Origin of the sequence: Bradyrhizobium sp. AUGA SZCCT0222 (assembly GCF_018130205.1) — a bacterium.
Lineage (GTDB): Bacteria > Pseudomonadota > Alphaproteobacteria > Rhizobiales > Xanthobacteraceae > Bradyrhizobium.
The window spans coordinates 1-14,918 of the sequence record NZ_JAFCLX010000027.1 but is presented as its reverse complement, the minus strand read 5'-3'; the positions used below and the strand labels follow the sequence as shown (position 1 = coordinate 14,918).

The 14,918-nt window shown below is 58.4% G+C and carries 16 protein-coding genes and 1 pseudogene; 8 read left to right on the top strand and 9 right to left on the bottom strand.

The genetic code is table 11. The features are described 5' to 3' along the window. Positions 1-232 precede the first annotated feature (232 nt). The 3 genes from ligD to JQ629_RS22550 form a co-directional block, all read right to left on the bottom strand. Positions 233-1,153, bottom strand: a complete 921-nt coding sequence (ligD, locus tag JQ629_RS22560) for a non-homologous end-joining DNA ligase (protein WP_212414514.1) — start codon at positions 1,151-1,153, stop codon at positions 233-235. A 3-nt stretch (positions 1,154-1,156) separates the two neighbouring features. Continuing rightward, a complete protein-coding gene (locus JQ629_RS22555) occupies positions 1,157-1,516 on the bottom strand; it encodes a hypothetical protein (RefSeq protein ID WP_212414513.1) in 360 nt (119 codons plus the stop codon). Positions 1,517-1,610: 94 nt separating this feature from the next. Then, positions 1,611-2,033, bottom strand: a complete 423-nt coding sequence (locus JQ629_RS22550) for a response regulator (RefSeq protein WP_212414512.1) — start codon at positions 2,031-2,033, stop codon at positions 1,611-1,613. A gap of 171 nt (positions 2,034-2,204) precedes the next feature. Here JQ629_RS22550 and JQ629_RS22545 point away from each other — a divergent pair, with 171 nt between their 5' ends. Both JQ629_RS22545 and JQ629_RS37935 read left to right on the top strand, forming a co-directional pair. Continuing rightward, complete coding sequence (locus JQ629_RS22545; RefSeq protein WP_212414511.1) at positions 2,205-2,522, top strand: PilZ domain-containing protein; 318 nt, start codon at positions 2,205-2,207, stop codon at positions 2,520-2,522. 2,952 nt (positions 2,523-5,474) lie between these two features. Then, positions 5,475-5,714, top strand: coding sequence for a DUF6894 family protein (locus tag JQ629_RS37935; RefSeq protein ID WP_502753243.1), 240 nt, complete (start codon positions 5,475-5,477; stop codon positions 5,712-5,714). A 6-nt stretch (positions 5,715-5,720) separates the two neighbouring features. On the opposite strand, the gene JQ629_RS37930 is transcribed toward JQ629_RS37935, so the two are convergent. The 5 genes from JQ629_RS37930 to JQ629_RS22525 all read right to left on the bottom strand — a co-directional run bounded on the left by JQ629_RS37930 (position 5,721) and on the right by JQ629_RS22525 (position 9,555). Then, on the bottom strand, positions 5,721-5,930 hold the full coding sequence (locus JQ629_RS37930) for a DUF6894 family protein (protein WP_502753242.1): 210 nt from the start codon (positions 5,928-5,930) through the stop codon (positions 5,721-5,723). Between the two features lie 624 nt (positions 5,931-6,554). Then, complete coding sequence (locus JQ629_RS22540) at positions 6,555-6,833, bottom strand: hypothetical protein (protein ID WP_212414510.1); 279 nt, start codon at positions 6,831-6,833, stop codon at positions 6,555-6,557. A 396-nt stretch (positions 6,834-7,229) separates the two neighbouring features. Continuing rightward, positions 7,230-7,553 carry a hypothetical protein gene (locus JQ629_RS22535; RefSeq protein ID WP_212414509.1) on the bottom strand — a complete coding sequence of 108 codons (324 nt, stop codon included), beginning with the start codon at positions 7,551-7,553 and terminating at the stop codon, positions 7,230-7,232. A gap of 1,385 nt (positions 7,554-8,938) precedes the next feature. Further along, on the bottom strand, positions 8,939-9,292 hold the full coding sequence (locus JQ629_RS22530) for a nuclear transport factor 2 family protein (protein ID WP_212414508.1): 354 nt from the start codon (positions 9,290-9,292) through the stop codon (positions 8,939-8,941). A 62-nt stretch (positions 9,293-9,354) separates the two neighbouring features. After that, positions 9,355-9,555, bottom strand: coding sequence for a hypothetical protein (locus JQ629_RS22525; RefSeq protein ID WP_212414507.1), 201 nt, complete (start codon positions 9,553-9,555; stop codon positions 9,355-9,357). A 148-nt stretch (positions 9,556-9,703) separates the two neighbouring features. Between JQ629_RS22525 and JQ629_RS22520 the strand changes: the two genes are divergently transcribed. The 4 genes from JQ629_RS22520 (at position 9,704) to JQ629_RS22505 (ending at position 13,138) form a co-directional block, all read left to right on the top strand. Then, positions 9,704-9,841 carry a hypothetical protein gene (locus JQ629_RS22520; protein WP_212414506.1) on the top strand — a complete coding sequence of 46 codons (138 nt, stop codon included), beginning with the start codon at positions 9,704-9,706 and terminating at the stop codon, positions 9,839-9,841. A 443-nt stretch (positions 9,842-10,284) separates the two neighbouring features. After that, the gene (locus tag JQ629_RS22515) at positions 10,285-10,452 is read left to right on the top strand and encodes a hypothetical protein (RefSeq protein ID WP_212414505.1); all 168 of its coding nucleotides are present in this window, start codon (positions 10,285-10,287) and stop codon (positions 10,450-10,452) included. A 1,213-nt stretch (positions 10,453-11,665) separates the two neighbouring features. Further along, the gene (locus tag JQ629_RS22510; RefSeq protein ID WP_212414504.1) at positions 11,666-11,911 is read left to right on the top strand and encodes a hypothetical protein; all 246 of its coding nucleotides are present in this window, start codon (positions 11,666-11,668) and stop codon (positions 11,909-11,911) included. A gap of 717 nt (positions 11,912-12,628) precedes the next feature. Continuing rightward, positions 12,629-13,138 (top strand): hypothetical protein, encoded by a 510-nt coding sequence (locus tag JQ629_RS22505; protein ID WP_212414503.1) that lies wholly within the window; start codon positions 12,629-12,631, stop codon positions 13,136-13,138. Between the two features lie 30 nt (positions 13,139-13,168). On the opposite strand, the pseudogene JQ629_RS37190 reads toward JQ629_RS22505, so the two are convergent. Next, positions 13,169-13,264 (bottom strand): annotated as a pseudogene (locus JQ629_RS37190) (non-homologous end-joining DNA ligase); the annotation flags it as partial. 48 nt (positions 13,265-13,312) lie between these two features. Between JQ629_RS37190 and JQ629_RS22500 the strand changes: the two are divergent. Both JQ629_RS22500 and JQ629_RS22495 read left to right on the top strand, forming a co-directional pair. After that, positions 13,313-13,453: a hypothetical protein gene (locus JQ629_RS22500; protein ID WP_212414502.1), complete on the top strand. Its 141-nt coding sequence runs from the start codon at positions 13,313-13,315 to the stop codon at positions 13,451-13,453. A gap of 31 nt (positions 13,454-13,484) precedes the next feature. Continuing rightward, a complete protein-coding gene (locus JQ629_RS22495) occupies positions 13,485-13,694 on the top strand; it encodes a hypothetical protein (RefSeq protein WP_212414501.1) in 210 nt (69 codons plus the stop codon). Positions 13,695-14,918 lie beyond the last annotated feature (1,224 nt).

Sequence of the window (14,918 nt, the reverse complement as noted above, 5' to 3'; positions counted from 1 at the left end):
AACCCGAACCGGAGTCCGAGGACGTCCAAGGTCGGTAGCTGAATAACAGCTGCGAGCGAGCTGGGTTCCGAACTACCGGCCAAGCAGAGCGGCGACGTGGTGCTGGCGAAGTCAGCCGAACAGGCCCACGTCGGCCGACGCGAACGGCGACAATGCGCAACGGCGCGATAAAGGAACGCACCCAGCTAAGACGAAGCTCGACAGCGCCACCACCAAGCGCAACAAGGCGCAATCATAAATCTTCGCGCAAACCTTTGAAGAACGGGTGCCGCACCTTACCCTCGGCGGACTTCGCCCTGTACTCGATCTCGGCGAGTAGGTGCGGCTCGACCCAAATTCCCATATGGGCGATGCGCTTGGCATAGGGTTGAGTTTTGCGGATCAGCGGCGTCAGGCGGCGTCGCAGTTCGGCAGCAGACGTTTTGTCGAATCCGTGGTCGACTTTGCCGGCATAGATCAAATCGTTGCCCTTGCGCCGACCAAGATAGATGCCGTCCCAGTCGTTGCCGTCTAGGGCGAAGCCGGCGATCGTCAACGTCTCGCGCTGCGCGCAGGTTTTCTTCACCCAGTTGTTGCCCCGGCCGGACGAATAGGCGCCGTCGCGCACCTTCGAGACGACGCCCTCCAATCCGACCTTGCAGGCGTGCTTGTAAATATCTCGTCCATCGGTCTCGAAGCTCTCGCTGAACTGGATTTCGGTTCCGGCGATCAGCTTTTTGAGATGCGCCTTGCGCTCCACCAACGGCAGCTTTCGCAGATCGTATCCGTTGAGATAGAGCAGGTCGAAGGCGACCAGCACGATGCGGGTCGATTTGCCCTTCAGTTCGTTCTGCAGAACGGAAAAATCCGTGGTGCCGTCGGCGGCCGGCACCACGACCTCGCCGTCGATGATCGCGGATCCAGCGCTGATGTGCCAAGCGTCGTCTGCAACCTTCCTGAATCGGTTGGTCCAGTCATTGCCGCGCCGGGTGTAGACCTTGATCGCTTCGTTAGCGAGGTGGACCTGAACGCGGTAGCCGTCGAACTTGATTTCGTGAATCCAGCGTTCGCCATTGGGGACGCTGCCGATCGAGGTTGCAAGCGCAGGCTCGATGAAACCGAGGAAGGGCGTCTTGACGCCGATCGGGGCCGGTTTCCTGCGCTGAAACGCCACGGGTCACACCAGGCGTATTGGCAGCGGCAGCTGCACGTCGCGATGGCGTTCGAAGCCGTCGGTAAAGCCCTGCAGGAAAAACGGGATATCGCGCCCCTGCAAATCGCAGCGCCGGCGCAGCTCGTGGACGACGTCCTCGGAAACGTCGTCGGACCAGCGCTCGGCGGTGTTGAAGGCGATAACGCGAATTGGGTTGCTGTACTGCCCCGTGAGCAGGTCCTGGATGACCGTCTCGAGGTTGGTGGTCTCACAGTCGGTCTCGCGCCAGGCACGGCCGATTTTGCCGAAATCATCCGCCACCAGGTAGACCGTCTCGTCGTTGCCATTGGGCACGATCGACGGCGTCCAATTGGACTTACGCATCAAAGCACTCCACGCAACAGAACCGGGATTCAAGCCGAACTGCCGTGATTCGTTCCGGCGCAGGCGCGGGCTTTTTTGGCCTGCAGTTCGGCAACTAGTTCGGTAATTCCGTCGATCGTCGATCGATCCAATCAGGCGGGCTCAGTCTTTTCGGCGCCAGGGGTGCTGCATTCAGCAGATTGGATATTGCGAGCTGCGCTGGCGCAAATGGTTTGGTGAGAAGGAGGCTGTTCGGAACGCCATGGACCGGCCATTGGTCGCGGCAGCACCGGTCATGTAGACGACGGGGAAATTCGGGTCCAGCCTGTTTGGCGACCTGCCAACCGTCGATCCTACCAAGCAGATTGATGTTCGTTACCAAGACGCGACACGGGAGTTTCCTGCCCTTCAACAAGGTCACGGCTTCTTCGCCGGATGCTGCCAACGCAGGTTCGTAGCCCCCTTCACAAAGTGCTTCGTCAAGGATCACTTGAACGGCGGGATCATCTTCGATGACGAGGACCAGAACAGTTTCCATCAGTTTTCCCGCCGCCGATAGACAACACGCGGTGGTCTCGGATTGGTTCCGCCGCTTATGTACAAAAGTATACTTAGCTCATGCCCAGAAAGTGTACTAGGCGCTTAGACGACCTTAATTCCTTTCCGTAAAAATCGGGAAAAAATGGCAAAGGCCTGACCGGAGAGTGGGATGGTAACACCAAAGGAAAGCGAACGTCGGGTGAAGTTCGAACACGGCCTGAGCGCGCACATGATGGCCATTGACGGCACCTGGCGCCGGGACTGCGTCATCAATGATATATCCGACGGGGACGCAAAGTTGACGGTGAATGCCTCGATTGAAGGGCTACAGCTTAAGGAGTTTTTCCTCCTGCTTTCCTCCACCGGTCTCGCTTATCGGCGCTGCTCTCTTAAATGGGTAAATGGAGACCAGCTGGGCGTCTCGTTCCATCGACAGAAGGGGAAAAAGGCTAACCGATCTTCGAAAGATCCTGAGTTTGTTGAATAACACATTGGATCAGTTTGACGTCTAGCAATCCGTTATTTTGTGCTGGTTGCTGGCCAAAGAAAAAGGCCACAGGCGTCGCGCGCTGTGGCCTTGTCGGGAAAATTGAATGTCAGTGCAATGCAGACTCCCAGTCCCGATAGCGCCGAAGCTGCCGCAAGACTATTGATCGCGGAAGTTACATTTAGCGTTCCAAGAAGCGGAACATCCTGCATGTTGCAAGGGGGAGACAGTTTATCGAACCGGTGGTCCGTATGCGGGATAAGTAGGCAAGCATGCAAGAAAAGCGAGTCGACTGTGCCGGCTATGTCGTTACGGTGTCCGCAGCCCTCACGCGGGCTAAAGAAGCAATAATACCCCGACTTAGCCCCGCCCCAACCGGCGGGGTTTTTCGTCTGCGCGCCAAAATCGGAAGCGTGCGGTTCGTTCCGGAGCGGTGTCGGTCAAGGGGATCCCGAACGCAACCCGCCCCACAGGCCCAGGCGGGGTCAACTCCGAGTTGCCCGGCATATATCCGGAAACGCCCCGGCCTGGTCATGCGGAGTCGTCCAGCGAGGTCACCACGTAGCCCAGCGCAATCAATCGGGGAGCCGTGATCGGCGGGAATCGCGGGCGGAGCGCTATTTACAGCCGGGTTGCCCAAGGCAGCAGGGAGCGAACTCGGGGCGGTGAGCGTTTCAACTTCTGTCATGCCCGACCTTGGACCGCTTTGGTTAATCCGACACGTTCAATTTTGCTCAGTGGAGTAAATAAAGGCCGCCTCAGTTGGTGGACCCGTCGTCACCCTTTTCCGCTCGCTCTTGGGAAGGAAGTTGCGAAGTTCCAAAAGTCATTGCCACTTGTTCCCGAAATTCCCCGCTAACTTTAGTCATACGCAGTTTGCGCCATTCCCGTTTTGTGCAGTGGCCTGAAGCCAGGAACGGCCCCAGCACTGGGGAGAGCTAGGACCGCTTGGCTAGGGATTAGTTAGCCTCATGCGTCTCGGGGAAAGATCACACGCGAACCCAAGTCACGGTCACCCGGATCGTTCCTAAAGGAACGGCCCCAGCGCCTTTCGGGGGAACGCGCTGAGGCCATTGATATGTCCGGGTCGTCTCACTCCAGACATGCGGCCTCAACGCCGGTCGTTGCCACCTGTTCCCGAAATTTTGAATTGCAGAGTCGGCCAGCGGACAGACAAACATCTGGCTAGGAAATTAGCATTAAGAAATTGCCAATCTAGGATGGTACTCGGCTCACTGATTGCTCAACGCATCACCTGATGAAATTGCCCGGCCTAGAGCCGGGCTTTTTCATTGGAGGCCTAGTTCGCAACTGCGAGTGGCCTATTTCGGCCAGTACCCGAACTTTCATTAAATCGGCCTTCTGTCCGGAACCGGACAGAAGGCTGGGCAGTTATGTCGGTATCACCGCACGGTCAGTGGCTTATATCGGTGATGAGAACGCCGGTCGCGCTCCCGCCCTCCTCAGGAATGGAGCAGCGCCCATGCAACGACGCGGTATCCTACATGATACCCCGCTGGACCAGCGCCTCATCGAAGAGGCGCAGCGCTTGCGGAAGCAGGCTGAAGGCACCCGCCCAAGTTTCGAGCGGGACCTGCTGCTCCGCAAAGCCCGGCAGGCTGAAGCAGCCGCTCACATGCAGGAATGGCTATCATCCCGGGGCCTGCAGCCGCCTAGATAAGCGGCCAATTACTTCGACCATGATCAACATGACCGACCTTCAGGTAGGGCAGCGCGTCGCGCGGGAAGATTCCGGCGAGATGCGCACGATGGTCGAAGCGGATGTTAAGAGTGAAATGGGATAGCGGGCGGACCAGCTACTATCGCCGCAAAAAACCGGCCAAAATTGAGTTTGTGGAGAAGTGAGCCGGCAGTTCAGGCGAATAGCTCGGTGCCTTGCGGCGTGAACTTCACATAGGTCCCGGATTCTTATTTCCAAACCAGCCGCGCTTGATCGCAAGCGCGAGGCCCGCGCCGTATTCAGCGGGGCTGCCGCCATGCGTAAACAGAACGGTCCGTTGATTTTCTCGATGTCGATGCGGCCGTCCTGGATCGCCTCGATCGTCTCCAGCAGCTGCGGGCAGCGGCTTCCGGATCGGCATATGGTCCAAGAGTGCTGAACTTCATGCGTGCCGTAAATCCGTATGCGCATCCTAGCGGAGCAAGTCGGTTCGAAGGACTGACAGTTGGCGGGGATGGCGTGATGGCTGGCATCTAGTTGCCGGCTCGCGCGGGTTTTTGGATGCTTATCTCGACTTAGCCCCGCCCTAACCGGCGGGGCTTTCTTGACGCTAGGAACGATCCGGCCCGGCAGGAATCGACTCTGCGCTCCCGGAAGACTCCTCAGCCTCCGACCGGGAGAAAACCCCCATTGGGTTGGCGGCCTTGGTGCAGCGTTGCGTATCAGCGCTGGGGCCGTTTGCGCGTGGGTGAAGCTCATCACGGCCCGCGGCCTCTTTCTTTGCGATGCAAAAGAAACGGCCCCAGCGCTAAGGGGGAAGCGCGCTAGGGCCGGTTAAGTTGTCCGTGTCCTAATGTCCTTTCAGACAAACCATCATCGCAGGGCATTGCCACTTGTTCCCGATCCGGGTGGCTCATGCCACGGGTTCTTGACCTTCGCCCAAATGGGTAAGCGGCCGGAGCGGTATGGCGCTACGCGTCGGTCCTCAGCGAGCTCGGGGTGGATCTCTCCCGGGCCCGGACAATACACAGACGACCTCTAATCGCAGAGGCCGAGCGTCTCATGGCCACCGCTATCGAAAGATAAGATCTGCCGCTGTCACGTAATTCAAGCAGCCGGCGATCATCCTCCTCCGTCCAAGGCCTGTTCCTACTTCCAACCATCGCAAGCTTCACAACGTCAGGGCGATACGACGTGGCGTTAATTCAAGACGCCGTTCCAAACGGGAGGCAAGCGCCGGAACGAATTCCTGGGTCGAGGTCTTGCCTTGCATGGGTCTATATTATTTCGACATTCAAATAGGGGACGCACCGCGGTCGGTTGATGAGGAAGGCGAGCGCTTTCCCGACGTCGATGCCGCTCGTGTGGAAGCCGGCTTGGCACTTTGCAACTTAGGGCGGGATTTGATGCACACTGGGCAGACGGTATCGGAGATCACGATTTGGGTCAGAGACGAGATAGGCGAGGTAATGCATGCCAAGCTGGAGTTCCGAATAAGCCGACTAAATTGACCTAATTCAGGGCGCCGGGGCGATCGGCACTTTACATAGATCGTTTCCTTCATCGTCTACCACGACAAGGCAACGAGGAGTTTCCCCGACTTCTACGGCCATCGCATTCGCAATTTGGTGCGCCTTGGCGATCGCATCATCGTTATCTTTACAGTTGAGGCCCCGCGGGTCAGGAATTCGATGTCCATTCGCTAATTCAAAATGATAGTGCGGCATTGGTACGTAATGCCGGTGACGCATCATTGTTCCAAGAGGGGGCGTGGAACGCCGTGCATCATCGGCGCAAGGTTGCCGACGCAAAGGTTCATGCGAACCAGCGCGCTGATCCATGCTTGGTCGGTGGTGATCGAACAGATATTGCACATGAAAGCCACGCTTCAATACGCGGGCTTGACCTAGTTTGTCTTCAACTCACTTCGCTTCCGCATGTAATAGCCCTGCCTCTGAACGGTAGACTTAATCTCGTCGCTGACGCTGGCGACCCGCCTCTTTCTCTTTTGCCATCTTCCCGACGTGTCACCGAGAGGTATCGACGATCCCTGCCTCACCACTAGCAGATCACGTTTATGGTTTAGGTACACGTCGAACATGTGCCACCTCCGATCCGAAGCCAAACACTATCGTTTCGGATTAGAAAGAAGGTTGCGTGGATGCAACAGCCCGAGCGGTATTTCGGTGATCTTCGCACCGTTCACTCGACTACCAGGTCGATGGTGGATCGCCGCCGAGTTTTGGTTGGCCAGCGCCACCAGATGCTGCGTTTATGAGCCCTCGACCGTTTACGAAAGAACTATGCAGCTTTCGGCTCTCTAAGGCGCTCGTAAGCCGAGATGGCGCGGACTATGGTTTGTTTTCCCGCGCGAGACGCTCGGCCTTCAACCTCTCGAAGTTCGAGCGGAAGGCATCATCCACTTTCTTGCGAGCAGCAAGGTTCTGCTCCGCGTCCCCGCGGGCTTTCTCTTTTTTTGCCACACGCTCATCTTTGGTGGGCGGCAGCTTGTCTTTGTAAACATACTCCATAGCAAGCATACGTTTGGTGCCACCCAGAGTTCCACAAGGCATCACGTAGAGATGATTTGAACCGTCCGGACGGCGCCTCATGTACGGAGAATGAAGCAATCAGACATCCACAGAGAGAACGCCGAGAACTGCCTTCGACGTCAAACGGACGATCCGACCTTTAAGCGGTATCAGCGAATGGCCGCCAGTTGGCTGGCGCTTGCTGACGAGCAGGACTGGTTAGACGGCAAAGTCCCCATCGCGCACGCAACGTAGCTATTTCCGAGACAGCCCGTTAAACGAGCTTTGCAGTAGCAGAGCTTGGAGGTGATGCCGCGGGGCCCGACCAGGCCGCGTAGACGAAGGTGCTCCGAAGAAGTCGAAGTTGGTCGTCGGACGGTTCTCGCCTATAACTCTGCCAGGGCCGGTTAGTATTCTCCGTCGGCTCGAGAGGGCCCACGCAGCGAGTTTTTTCGCTGCAAAGAAAAAGCCCGCATAGCTGCGGGCTTCCTGTTCTTAGTACCAGCCCGGGCCGCCCCCGAAGCCAAACGAAACGCTCGGACCACCATAACCATAACCTCCGCCATAGTACGGTCCGCCGCCGTATCCGCCACCATAGTAGGGACGAGGAGCGTAATAGCCGTAGCTGTTACCGTAATACGGACGAAAGCCACGTTGTCCGTTGTGACGATAATGCCGACGCTGAGAACTGATTTCGGTAGACTGCTGCGTTAGGACGGTTGCTGCTTTCGGCTTCGCCGTATTGTCCGCAGCATTTGCGGCGGAACCACCGAGCAGGGCTGCTGCACCGACGGCAAGTACGATAGCTAACTTATTCATTTGAACACTTCAGTCATGTGGAGGGCTAATTGTTGGGGCGTGCGAAGCGACGGTTAACAGCCGACGTGATCATCTTAGCGCAGGAGCGGCAACTTTGGTCGTACTGGCCTATGTGGGCGAGCGCTATAACGGCTGGCGCCCCGGATCGACGGCCTCGTCGATCAGTATCGACCGGGCCGGTAGCGTTTGACGCGACAAAAATGCCGACAAGGTCAGGGCTCTCGTCATGCGAACTAGATTCTCGCCGCGTCCGAGGGCCAAGGCGATTGGCGGAGGCTGCGACGGCGCCTGAAGGTTTATTTAAACCAGGTCGCCACCCCCGTTAGGGACCGGTAGCTTTCTTACCGCCATCTTTCTCCCAGCCGAATACCAATCTGCCGTCCAGTGCCGGCGGGGCCGCGCGTGCAACGGCATCAAAGGACTCGAGCGACGGGAACCACCGGCAACGACCTCAAGTGGGCTTGGCTGTCGCGCCGAAAAGGTCCAGTGCTGTAGCGAATATCGAGATCAGGCGGCTTATTTCGTGCGCATACTGAAGGCATCTTGCGCACGGCGCATGGCAGGTGAGGCGGGATTCACGTTGAGCCAGTGTGGCGATCGGCGGGCAATAGCGAGGCCGTCAACACCCGAGACAACGTACTGCCCATTTCTAATGGAGCGAAGAAACGGGTTCCGCGCGTCTGGGAGCGCCCCAATTCGCGCAACTCGGTTCCTGCGTTCACAAGTGTACAGACGCTTGCGAGCTTTGAGGTATATTTGACGTGTTAAGTCTTCACGGCTCCAGTTGCGTCCCCGCGCTGGGGCCGGTTTTTAACACGTCAGCCAGCTTCAGTCGGAGCCGCATAGGAGCTAGTTTCCCTCGTACGCGCGATTGACCCGCCTAGCTGAACGCGAGAACGAGCCAACCTGAGCACAACATCACAAGGGCGGTTACGATTAGCGCGAGGAATCCGTCAGACACGAAGTCATGATTACGCATGATACACCTCCTGCCGCTGACGGGAGGCTGCTCCGAATTTATTAAAAATGTCGGAATCAGCTGGAAGCCGAACTTGCCGACCTAAAGCCCGGGCCTAAGACCATTCGCTCATGTGGGCTGCGGTATCGAGTGCCGGAACTGGCCCACGGATCGCATCGTCGCGCGATGAATGCCACAAGGGCGTTCGCCGTCTTTGCACCGCATGTCGTCCGCCTGGCCGAAGGCAATGCCAATCCATGAACTCGAACGCTGTGCTTCGGACATGATCAAGACGCAGCGAAGGCGATGAGGCGGATGGCCCTGTTAGTGGTAATTCCACCGACCAGTGCCACCGCGCATCAAGGTCGTTGGACTTTGCGATCGTCGCCGACAGCGGAGCAGGGTGGTCGCGGCTGATCCGTAGAACTTACGCTGCCAGTTTGATCGGTGCGCACGCCGTCGAGCGAATTTTGCCGGACTCGCCGAAGCGGAAATGTGTCCGGACGGGCTCTCCATTGTAGCCCCGGTAATCCAGGCAGATGCCGTCGGCCTCGGGATAAAGGGCGTCGATCTCAAAGGCGCCGGCGGCGGGTCGGGCCAGCTTTGTCGTCCAATACCGCTCAACCTCGACGCGCCCGCGGAAAGTTCCACCTTCGCAGCATTCAACGGTTGCCGTTGCCTCGTAAAGATCGAGCAGCGCCGAAAGGCGTCGCCCTTTACAGGCGTCGATCCAATCAACGACTATTCCAATCGCGTCGAAGCCGCCTTGGCCCTGTGCCATGTCCACCTCGCTTTGGCCCCGCGGCGGAATAGGGCAATCGCAGTGAACAACGGATGAACCGTTCATTTAGCTGGTATTCGGTTAGTCAAATCAGAACGGAGGAACTCATGGTCGATCAGCACCAAGTCAACACGATTATTGCCACCGCCATCTGCGAATGTCGCACGGATCACCCAGATCAGATTGATCCCGAGGAAGCCAAGCACATGGCGAAGTGCATCGTTGCTGCGCTGGCAGATGCCGGCCTCGCGATAGTTCGTCATGACCACATTCCCTCATGAGTGCGTCGGGCGAGTAAGGGAACCCGCGTGGGCAATGATGAGTTTAAGCTCCATGACGACTGCAGACCCTCCGTCCTCCACTGGAAGCGCCGAGCGCCGAATCGAGCACGCGACAGATGCAATCCACAGCATGTCGCAGGATCTCGCCAATGAGGTCGCACCGCGGCCAACAAACTGGATCGACCGGGTGAGCGCGTTGACGCGCGAGGCGCCCATTCATTTGCTGGCGATTGCATTCTTGCTCGGCGTAATCGTCACCCGTCGGTGACGGTCGCTCGTTGCAAAAAGATTGCTAAAACCAGCATTGGTCAGCTCCGCGAGCCCCTTGCGATCGCCGCCGGATAGCGGTCGGCGCACGATGGTCCGCCGCACCGCTTGATGCGTGTTGCAGCCAAGGCATTTGACTTCAAGAGAGGGGTAAACAGCGTTGAGGGCGCCACTGAGGCCTAAGTTGTGCGGCTCCCTGAAGGCCAAGCATGCGCTTGTTCCAGGCTTCACATGCGAGCCGATCCGCGCGTCGCGCGGTCGGCAAGCCGCTACGGCTTACGGTGGACAACAGTAGTCGGCGCTAGGACACGGTCCAAGGCAGTGGGCGCCCGGCGAGGCGCGATCCACTTGGAGACAAAAAAGCGCAACCTGTGGCTTTATTTTCGGCAAAGTTCCGCCCGGATTTCTGGCCAAGACTTTCATACTAACAAACAGGGGGGCAAAATGAAAGCAGCTGATTATGCGCGCATGGCGGAAGAGTGCTCGCGACAAGCCGACGCGATGCCACCGAGCCCAGAGCGCGATGTTCTGATTGAGAAAGTCCGGCAATATCGGTCCTACGCCAAAATGGACGATTGGGTGGCTTCTAAGGAGTTGCAGCCACCGGCTTAAAAGCTAGTGGCCGGGACCAGACTCCTGTTCTCCGGCTCAGCCTGCGCGCGAGTGCGGCGATGTAGTGTTGCCGATGTTGGTGACCAGCGGGCCGCTGTGCGCGGCGGTGGCGGCATGCTCCAGCGCAACGTGACCAGCTCGTGCTCGTCGCACGAGTTGCGCACCACCGCGGTCGCGCTAATAAGGAAATACGCCCGGCATCGATGCGAGGTAGCCGACATAGCGGTGAGCCGCGCGGAACAGCGCGCGGATGAGCGTTATTCACCTAAGGCGGTTCAGATGGCCCACTAGATACAGATTTAGCGGCAGCCAGTCCGTTCGAGCCCCGCGATCCCTTAAGTCTTGAACCGCCATGCCCGCAATGTTCGGTCGCCGCGCGGGCGTCCTACGGATTCCCTGTTATGCTCCCGAAGACACCTGTTCGCCAAATAAAATTCCCTGTTAGTTGCGCAGGGAATCGGCCCGAAAGGCGCTGCGCTACAGCGTTTTCTGGCCAGTGGCTGGGTCTCCGAGCCGCCAGAATCGCCAGATTCCCTGTAAAATTCCCTGTTTGCAGGGAATTTGTCCGGAGACGGGTGCGATCAGCACTGCGTCGCCAGCCACCCATTGTGAGATTCGGCCAGGCTTCCGAAGAGACGCGAGAATCGGCCGGAATCCCGACTTTTCGCGCATTCGCCTTTGTCTCCAGACTCCCTGTTTGCCGAAGTTGAGAGAGAAATCGCCGAAAGTCTCCGGCCATATCCGCCAATATTCCCGTTTTGCGGAGACTATCGGCGGAGACCGGTTCGATCACCACTGCCGCCCCGACCGCGGCACTCGGTTTCGATCCGATCTCCGTTTTCAATTGCGAGGAATCGGCGATCTTTCGCCTGGACTGCTGCACGAGAACCGCAGTCAATTTTCACCGATCTTCGATGAGTGTTTCGGAGAGCCAGAAGATATCGTTCAACCAGCTCAACCGGAACACCTGCTACCCGCATTGGCAACAAGGCTGGGGTAGAGCGCGGCATTGCCGTCTGCAGACCGATAGTCCAAGACAAGATTGCGCCCCTCGGCGTATCCAAGTTCTTCCAAACCGCGCCGCAAGGCAGCGAGGTTGGTCGTGTTGAGCTGCGCCGATGTCGGCTCGACCACTGCAATACGGTAAGTCCGGTCTAGGTCAAGGTCGCAGCGGCCTTATCAGCTAGAGTTCAAAGCCCAACAGGAGACTGTGATGACTGAAAAGATCAAGCCGGAAGTGATTTCGCGTCGAAGGGTTTTTTCCCTGCTCGGGCTCGCGGCGTCGGGCCTGGTGTTTGCGACGATTCCGGTCTCGCCGCAGGTGACACCCCAGGGCGTGGAGTTAAGCGTTGATCAAGCGCAGGCCGTCACGTACCGGCGCGCCCGCGTGACTGCACGTCGTGTCGACCGTCGCGTGTACCGCCATACGCGTCGCGCCGTGCGGCGTGGTGCTTATTAACGGAGCGCGATGGGCAAGGGTGATGGCGCAGGATAGTGGTTGCGCGCGCAACTGATGCTTTGCCCGCTTGTGCCAGCGGCGGCCGAGCGAGATTGCATTGGTTCCCTGAGTCAACGCCGACTCCGTGTGGAGTGGTGGCCCCCAGTCCGTTCTCGGTCACGGAAACTTGGCCGAGACGCATCCGTTTGCCTATGTCTGCATGTGGCACCTTCGGACATGGCGCGATGTCCGCCTAGAGTCCGTCATGTGCGGCAAAGCGGCCGTCGGGGCTCGCTGAGAGCCGTTTGATCCGCCCGGCAACAAACCTTCAACCGCCGCGCCGCCCGCATCAGCGAGCGTCGCGCGGGCGTGCAAGGTCCATCGTGCGGTAATAGATCGCGGCGACTTCAAACGGGTACGCCTTACAATTCCCTAAGGTGTGACGATACTTTCACGGGCAGCTTTAAATCAGTTTCAACGCGAGGTGTTCATCGCGCGATCGTTGTAGAAGCCTGCGCCAAGCACCTGCAGGGGTAATAACGGAAAATATATTGGGGGTTCAGAGTCTCCTTTTGAACAGCGCAAGCTAGATAATGCTGGCTGTTTTCTCGTTCAGTTGAACGAGGTGCGGCATGAACGACAAGGGAGAGCTTTGCGGTCCCGGTGCGATCTTAACGACTCGGTCAGGGAGGGGTCGTTGATGCAGCGGCGATCGCTTGGCATGAGGCTTGCCACGCCGTGGCTACCCGCCTGCAGGGCGTCGAAGTCGTCGGCGTGATGATGTTTCGGACTGATCAAGATACTCCTGCTAGTGTGTTGAGCCGGTCCGCTGCTCACGATGCGAAGTTAGATACCGCATCGCAGATTGCAGGCCTGGAAATTGATGCGAGGATTGCCCTCGCCGGGCCGGTAGGAGATGCTCTGTACCGGAAATCCCGCCTGCAAAGCCGAAGAATGAGAGACGGCGCGTCACATGACATTGCCGTAAGCGAGAGCTGCGCCATTAGAGTTGCTTTGCTGATGGCTGGGGAGCCGATCCCCGAACTGCAACCCGGCGACCGGGGACAAATTGAGGTCGATGTCGCCATCGTTGAGAACGCAGATGTAATCCTTCGTCGGCTACGGCAGGACACGGCAGCATTGCTCAACCAGCATTGGACCGCTGTCGAGCGTGTGCCGGAGGCGCTGTTTAATTGCGATTTGCTGGATCAGACGGAGCTTGACCGTCTGATCGTCGCTCCGCCATGAGTCGGGGACATCGCTTTGTTCGAGGCGTCATTATAGGTTCTCCCGCAGCCCCTTGAAGAACGGGTGCCGCACCTTACCCTCGGCAGACTTGGCCCGGTACTCGATCTCCGCCAGCAGGTCCGGCTCACTCGGAACGGATGCGGGCTCAAGTAATTACCTCAGGTGGAGGAGCCCATGAGCAAAGAAACCCCGAAAGACGACCCCCGTCAACGAACCGACCAAGGCTCGCACGCTCAAACCGACAAACCTTGGAAAGGTAATCCGGAAAAGGAGCAGAGAAACGCCGACGCCGAGCTCGACCTTGAGAAGTGGTAGAAATCCGGCACCCATTAGGAGAAGTCTAAAAATGGCAGTCAACAAACCGGTGGGCGACAATGCCCGCAAGGGCGCGGTGAAGAAACGATCGCAGGTAAAGACCACGTTGGGTGGCGCAACGGCCTGGACCAAGCGCAACAAGAAGAGCGGCGAGTTCATGGCCGTGAAGAAAGTCGCCAAGAAGACCAAGGCGGCGAAGAAGTTCAAGGGTGTGCGGCGCGAAAAGGCGGCAAGCCGCTGATGGCTGGGTCGAACCCATACGCCACAGTGATGAAGTGCTGGTATGCCTCGTGCTCGCGGTTTGCCTCGGTAACGCCGCGATCAGCGTCGTCTATCGCTTGATGAGTTAGCCGGTGAAGACGGCCCCAGCGCGGGGGCGAGCTGAGACCGTCTCGGGCACTCGGATTTGTGCCGGGGGCGGCCCGGCACGATGGTATAATCACAGGAGAGGCCGGGCGTTCCTAACTTTCTCGCACCTGTGCCGCGCCTGTGTCCGCGACCGCATCATCAATCATTGCATGAGCACGCTCCACCGCAAGGAGCCGGGACCGCGACCTGCCGGTCTTCTCGCGATCACCAGGGAGGTGAACGGTCCAGACCCATCCGAAAGGATTGGCGCTCTGGACGACGCTGAACTCGATGCCCCTGTGATCCATGTCCGATCCTACCGCACTGCGATCGATCCGGCGACCATGGACCAACATGTTCAAGCCGAGCATCTGCCGACCTCCCGCACGCATGAACCGCATCGGCCGACGCACCCTGATTGCGATGGGTATCATTCTGGCAACGCCCTGATGCCAACCAAGCCCACGCTTGGACGGCTTGGAAGTATGCAATGCACCGCGCGGGCCTGCCGCTTGCCGCATAAGCAACGCGCGCGGCCGTCGGTCGATTGGGTTGGCAGGCGGAGCGATCGATTCACCGCAACGGTTTCGATTGGAGCGATCGCTCATTACGGAAGCGGCCCAGCGTACAGGAATACCTCGTTAGTGATCGCGGCGAGGCCGTGTTGCTTAGTGTCGATGCCCCAAACAGCGGGGCTTGTCGTTTTGTTCGTTGCCCCGATTCTCTCACCAAGGGGGCGAGTTATCCAGCGACCACCGCTCCGTTGCTTGCTCGGCACCCCCCGGAGGCTTGAAATCAGCTGGTCGAGTTCGCTTCTCGAAAAACTAGTTATTTCAAGGAGATAGTTGCGTAATTCACGTTTTTGTGTCGTGGTAATTTTGCAACAAGCGCCTGCAAAAGCGGCGGACTTGCCTCAAACGTGGCTGTCTTTTGTTGCCTGATCGGAACTGTTCGGCTCTTATCGTCCTGCGACGGAGGGGGGCATCCCGAGGTCGTCCCGTTAGGTGGTTCGCTTAAGTCCCTCGCGTTAAGCGGGAGTGGTCCGAAGGCGCGAAGCGACTAAGCGGGTTTCAGGGATTAAGGGAACCAACCTTAGGGTGTTTGCACCCGGCGGATC

What these genes read in the sequence shown, in the direction of transcription:
- JQ629_RS22525 (WP_212414507.1), bottom strand. Translation starts at nt 9,555, where the DNA reads ATGACGAACTATCGCGAGGCCGGCATCTGCCAGCGCAGCAACGATGCA.
- JQ629_RS22530 (WP_212414508.1), bottom strand. Translation starts at nt 9,292, where the DNA reads ATGGCACAGGGCCAAGGCGGCTTCGACGCGATTGGAATAGTCGTTGAT.
- JQ629_RS22550 (WP_212414512.1), bottom strand. Translation starts at nt 2,033, where the DNA reads ATGGAAACTGTTCTGGTCCTCGTCATCGAAGATGATCCCGCCGTTCAA.
- JQ629_RS22555 (WP_212414513.1), bottom strand. Translation starts at nt 1,516, where the DNA reads ATGCGTAAGTCCAATTGGACGCCGTCGATCGTGCCCAATGGCAACGAC.
- JQ629_RS37935 (WP_502753243.1), top strand. Translation starts at nt 5,475, where the DNA reads ATGGGTCTATATTATTTCGACATTCAAATAGGGGACGCACCGCGGTCG.
- JQ629_RS22520 (WP_212414506.1), top strand. Translation starts at nt 9,704, where the DNA reads ATGTCGCAGGATCTCGCCAATGAGGTCGCACCGCGGCCAACAAACTGG.
- JQ629_RS37930 (WP_502753242.1), bottom strand. Translation starts at nt 5,930, where the DNA reads ATGCCGCACTATCATTTTGAATTAGCGAATGGACATCGAATTCCTGAC.
- JQ629_RS22500 (WP_212414502.1), top strand. Translation starts at nt 13,313, where the DNA reads ATGAGCAAAGAAACCCCGAAAGACGACCCCCGTCAACGAACCGACCAA.
- JQ629_RS22495 (WP_212414501.1), top strand. Translation starts at nt 13,485, where the DNA reads ATGGCAGTCAACAAACCGGTGGGCGACAATGCCCGCAAGGGCGCGGTG.
- JQ629_RS22535 (WP_212414509.1), bottom strand. Translation starts at nt 7,553, where the DNA reads ATGAATAAGTTAGCTATCGTACTTGCCGTCGGTGCAGCAGCCCTGCTC.
- JQ629_RS22515 (WP_212414505.1), top strand. Translation starts at nt 10,285, where the DNA reads ATGAAAGCAGCTGATTATGCGCGCATGGCGGAAGAGTGCTCGCGACAA.
- JQ629_RS22510 (WP_212414504.1), top strand. Translation starts at nt 11,666, where the DNA reads ATGACTGAAAAGATCAAGCCGGAAGTGATTTCGCGTCGAAGGGTTTTT.
- JQ629_RS22545 (WP_212414511.1), top strand. Translation starts at nt 2,205, where the DNA reads ATGGTAACACCAAAGGAAAGCGAACGTCGGGTGAAGTTCGAACACGGC.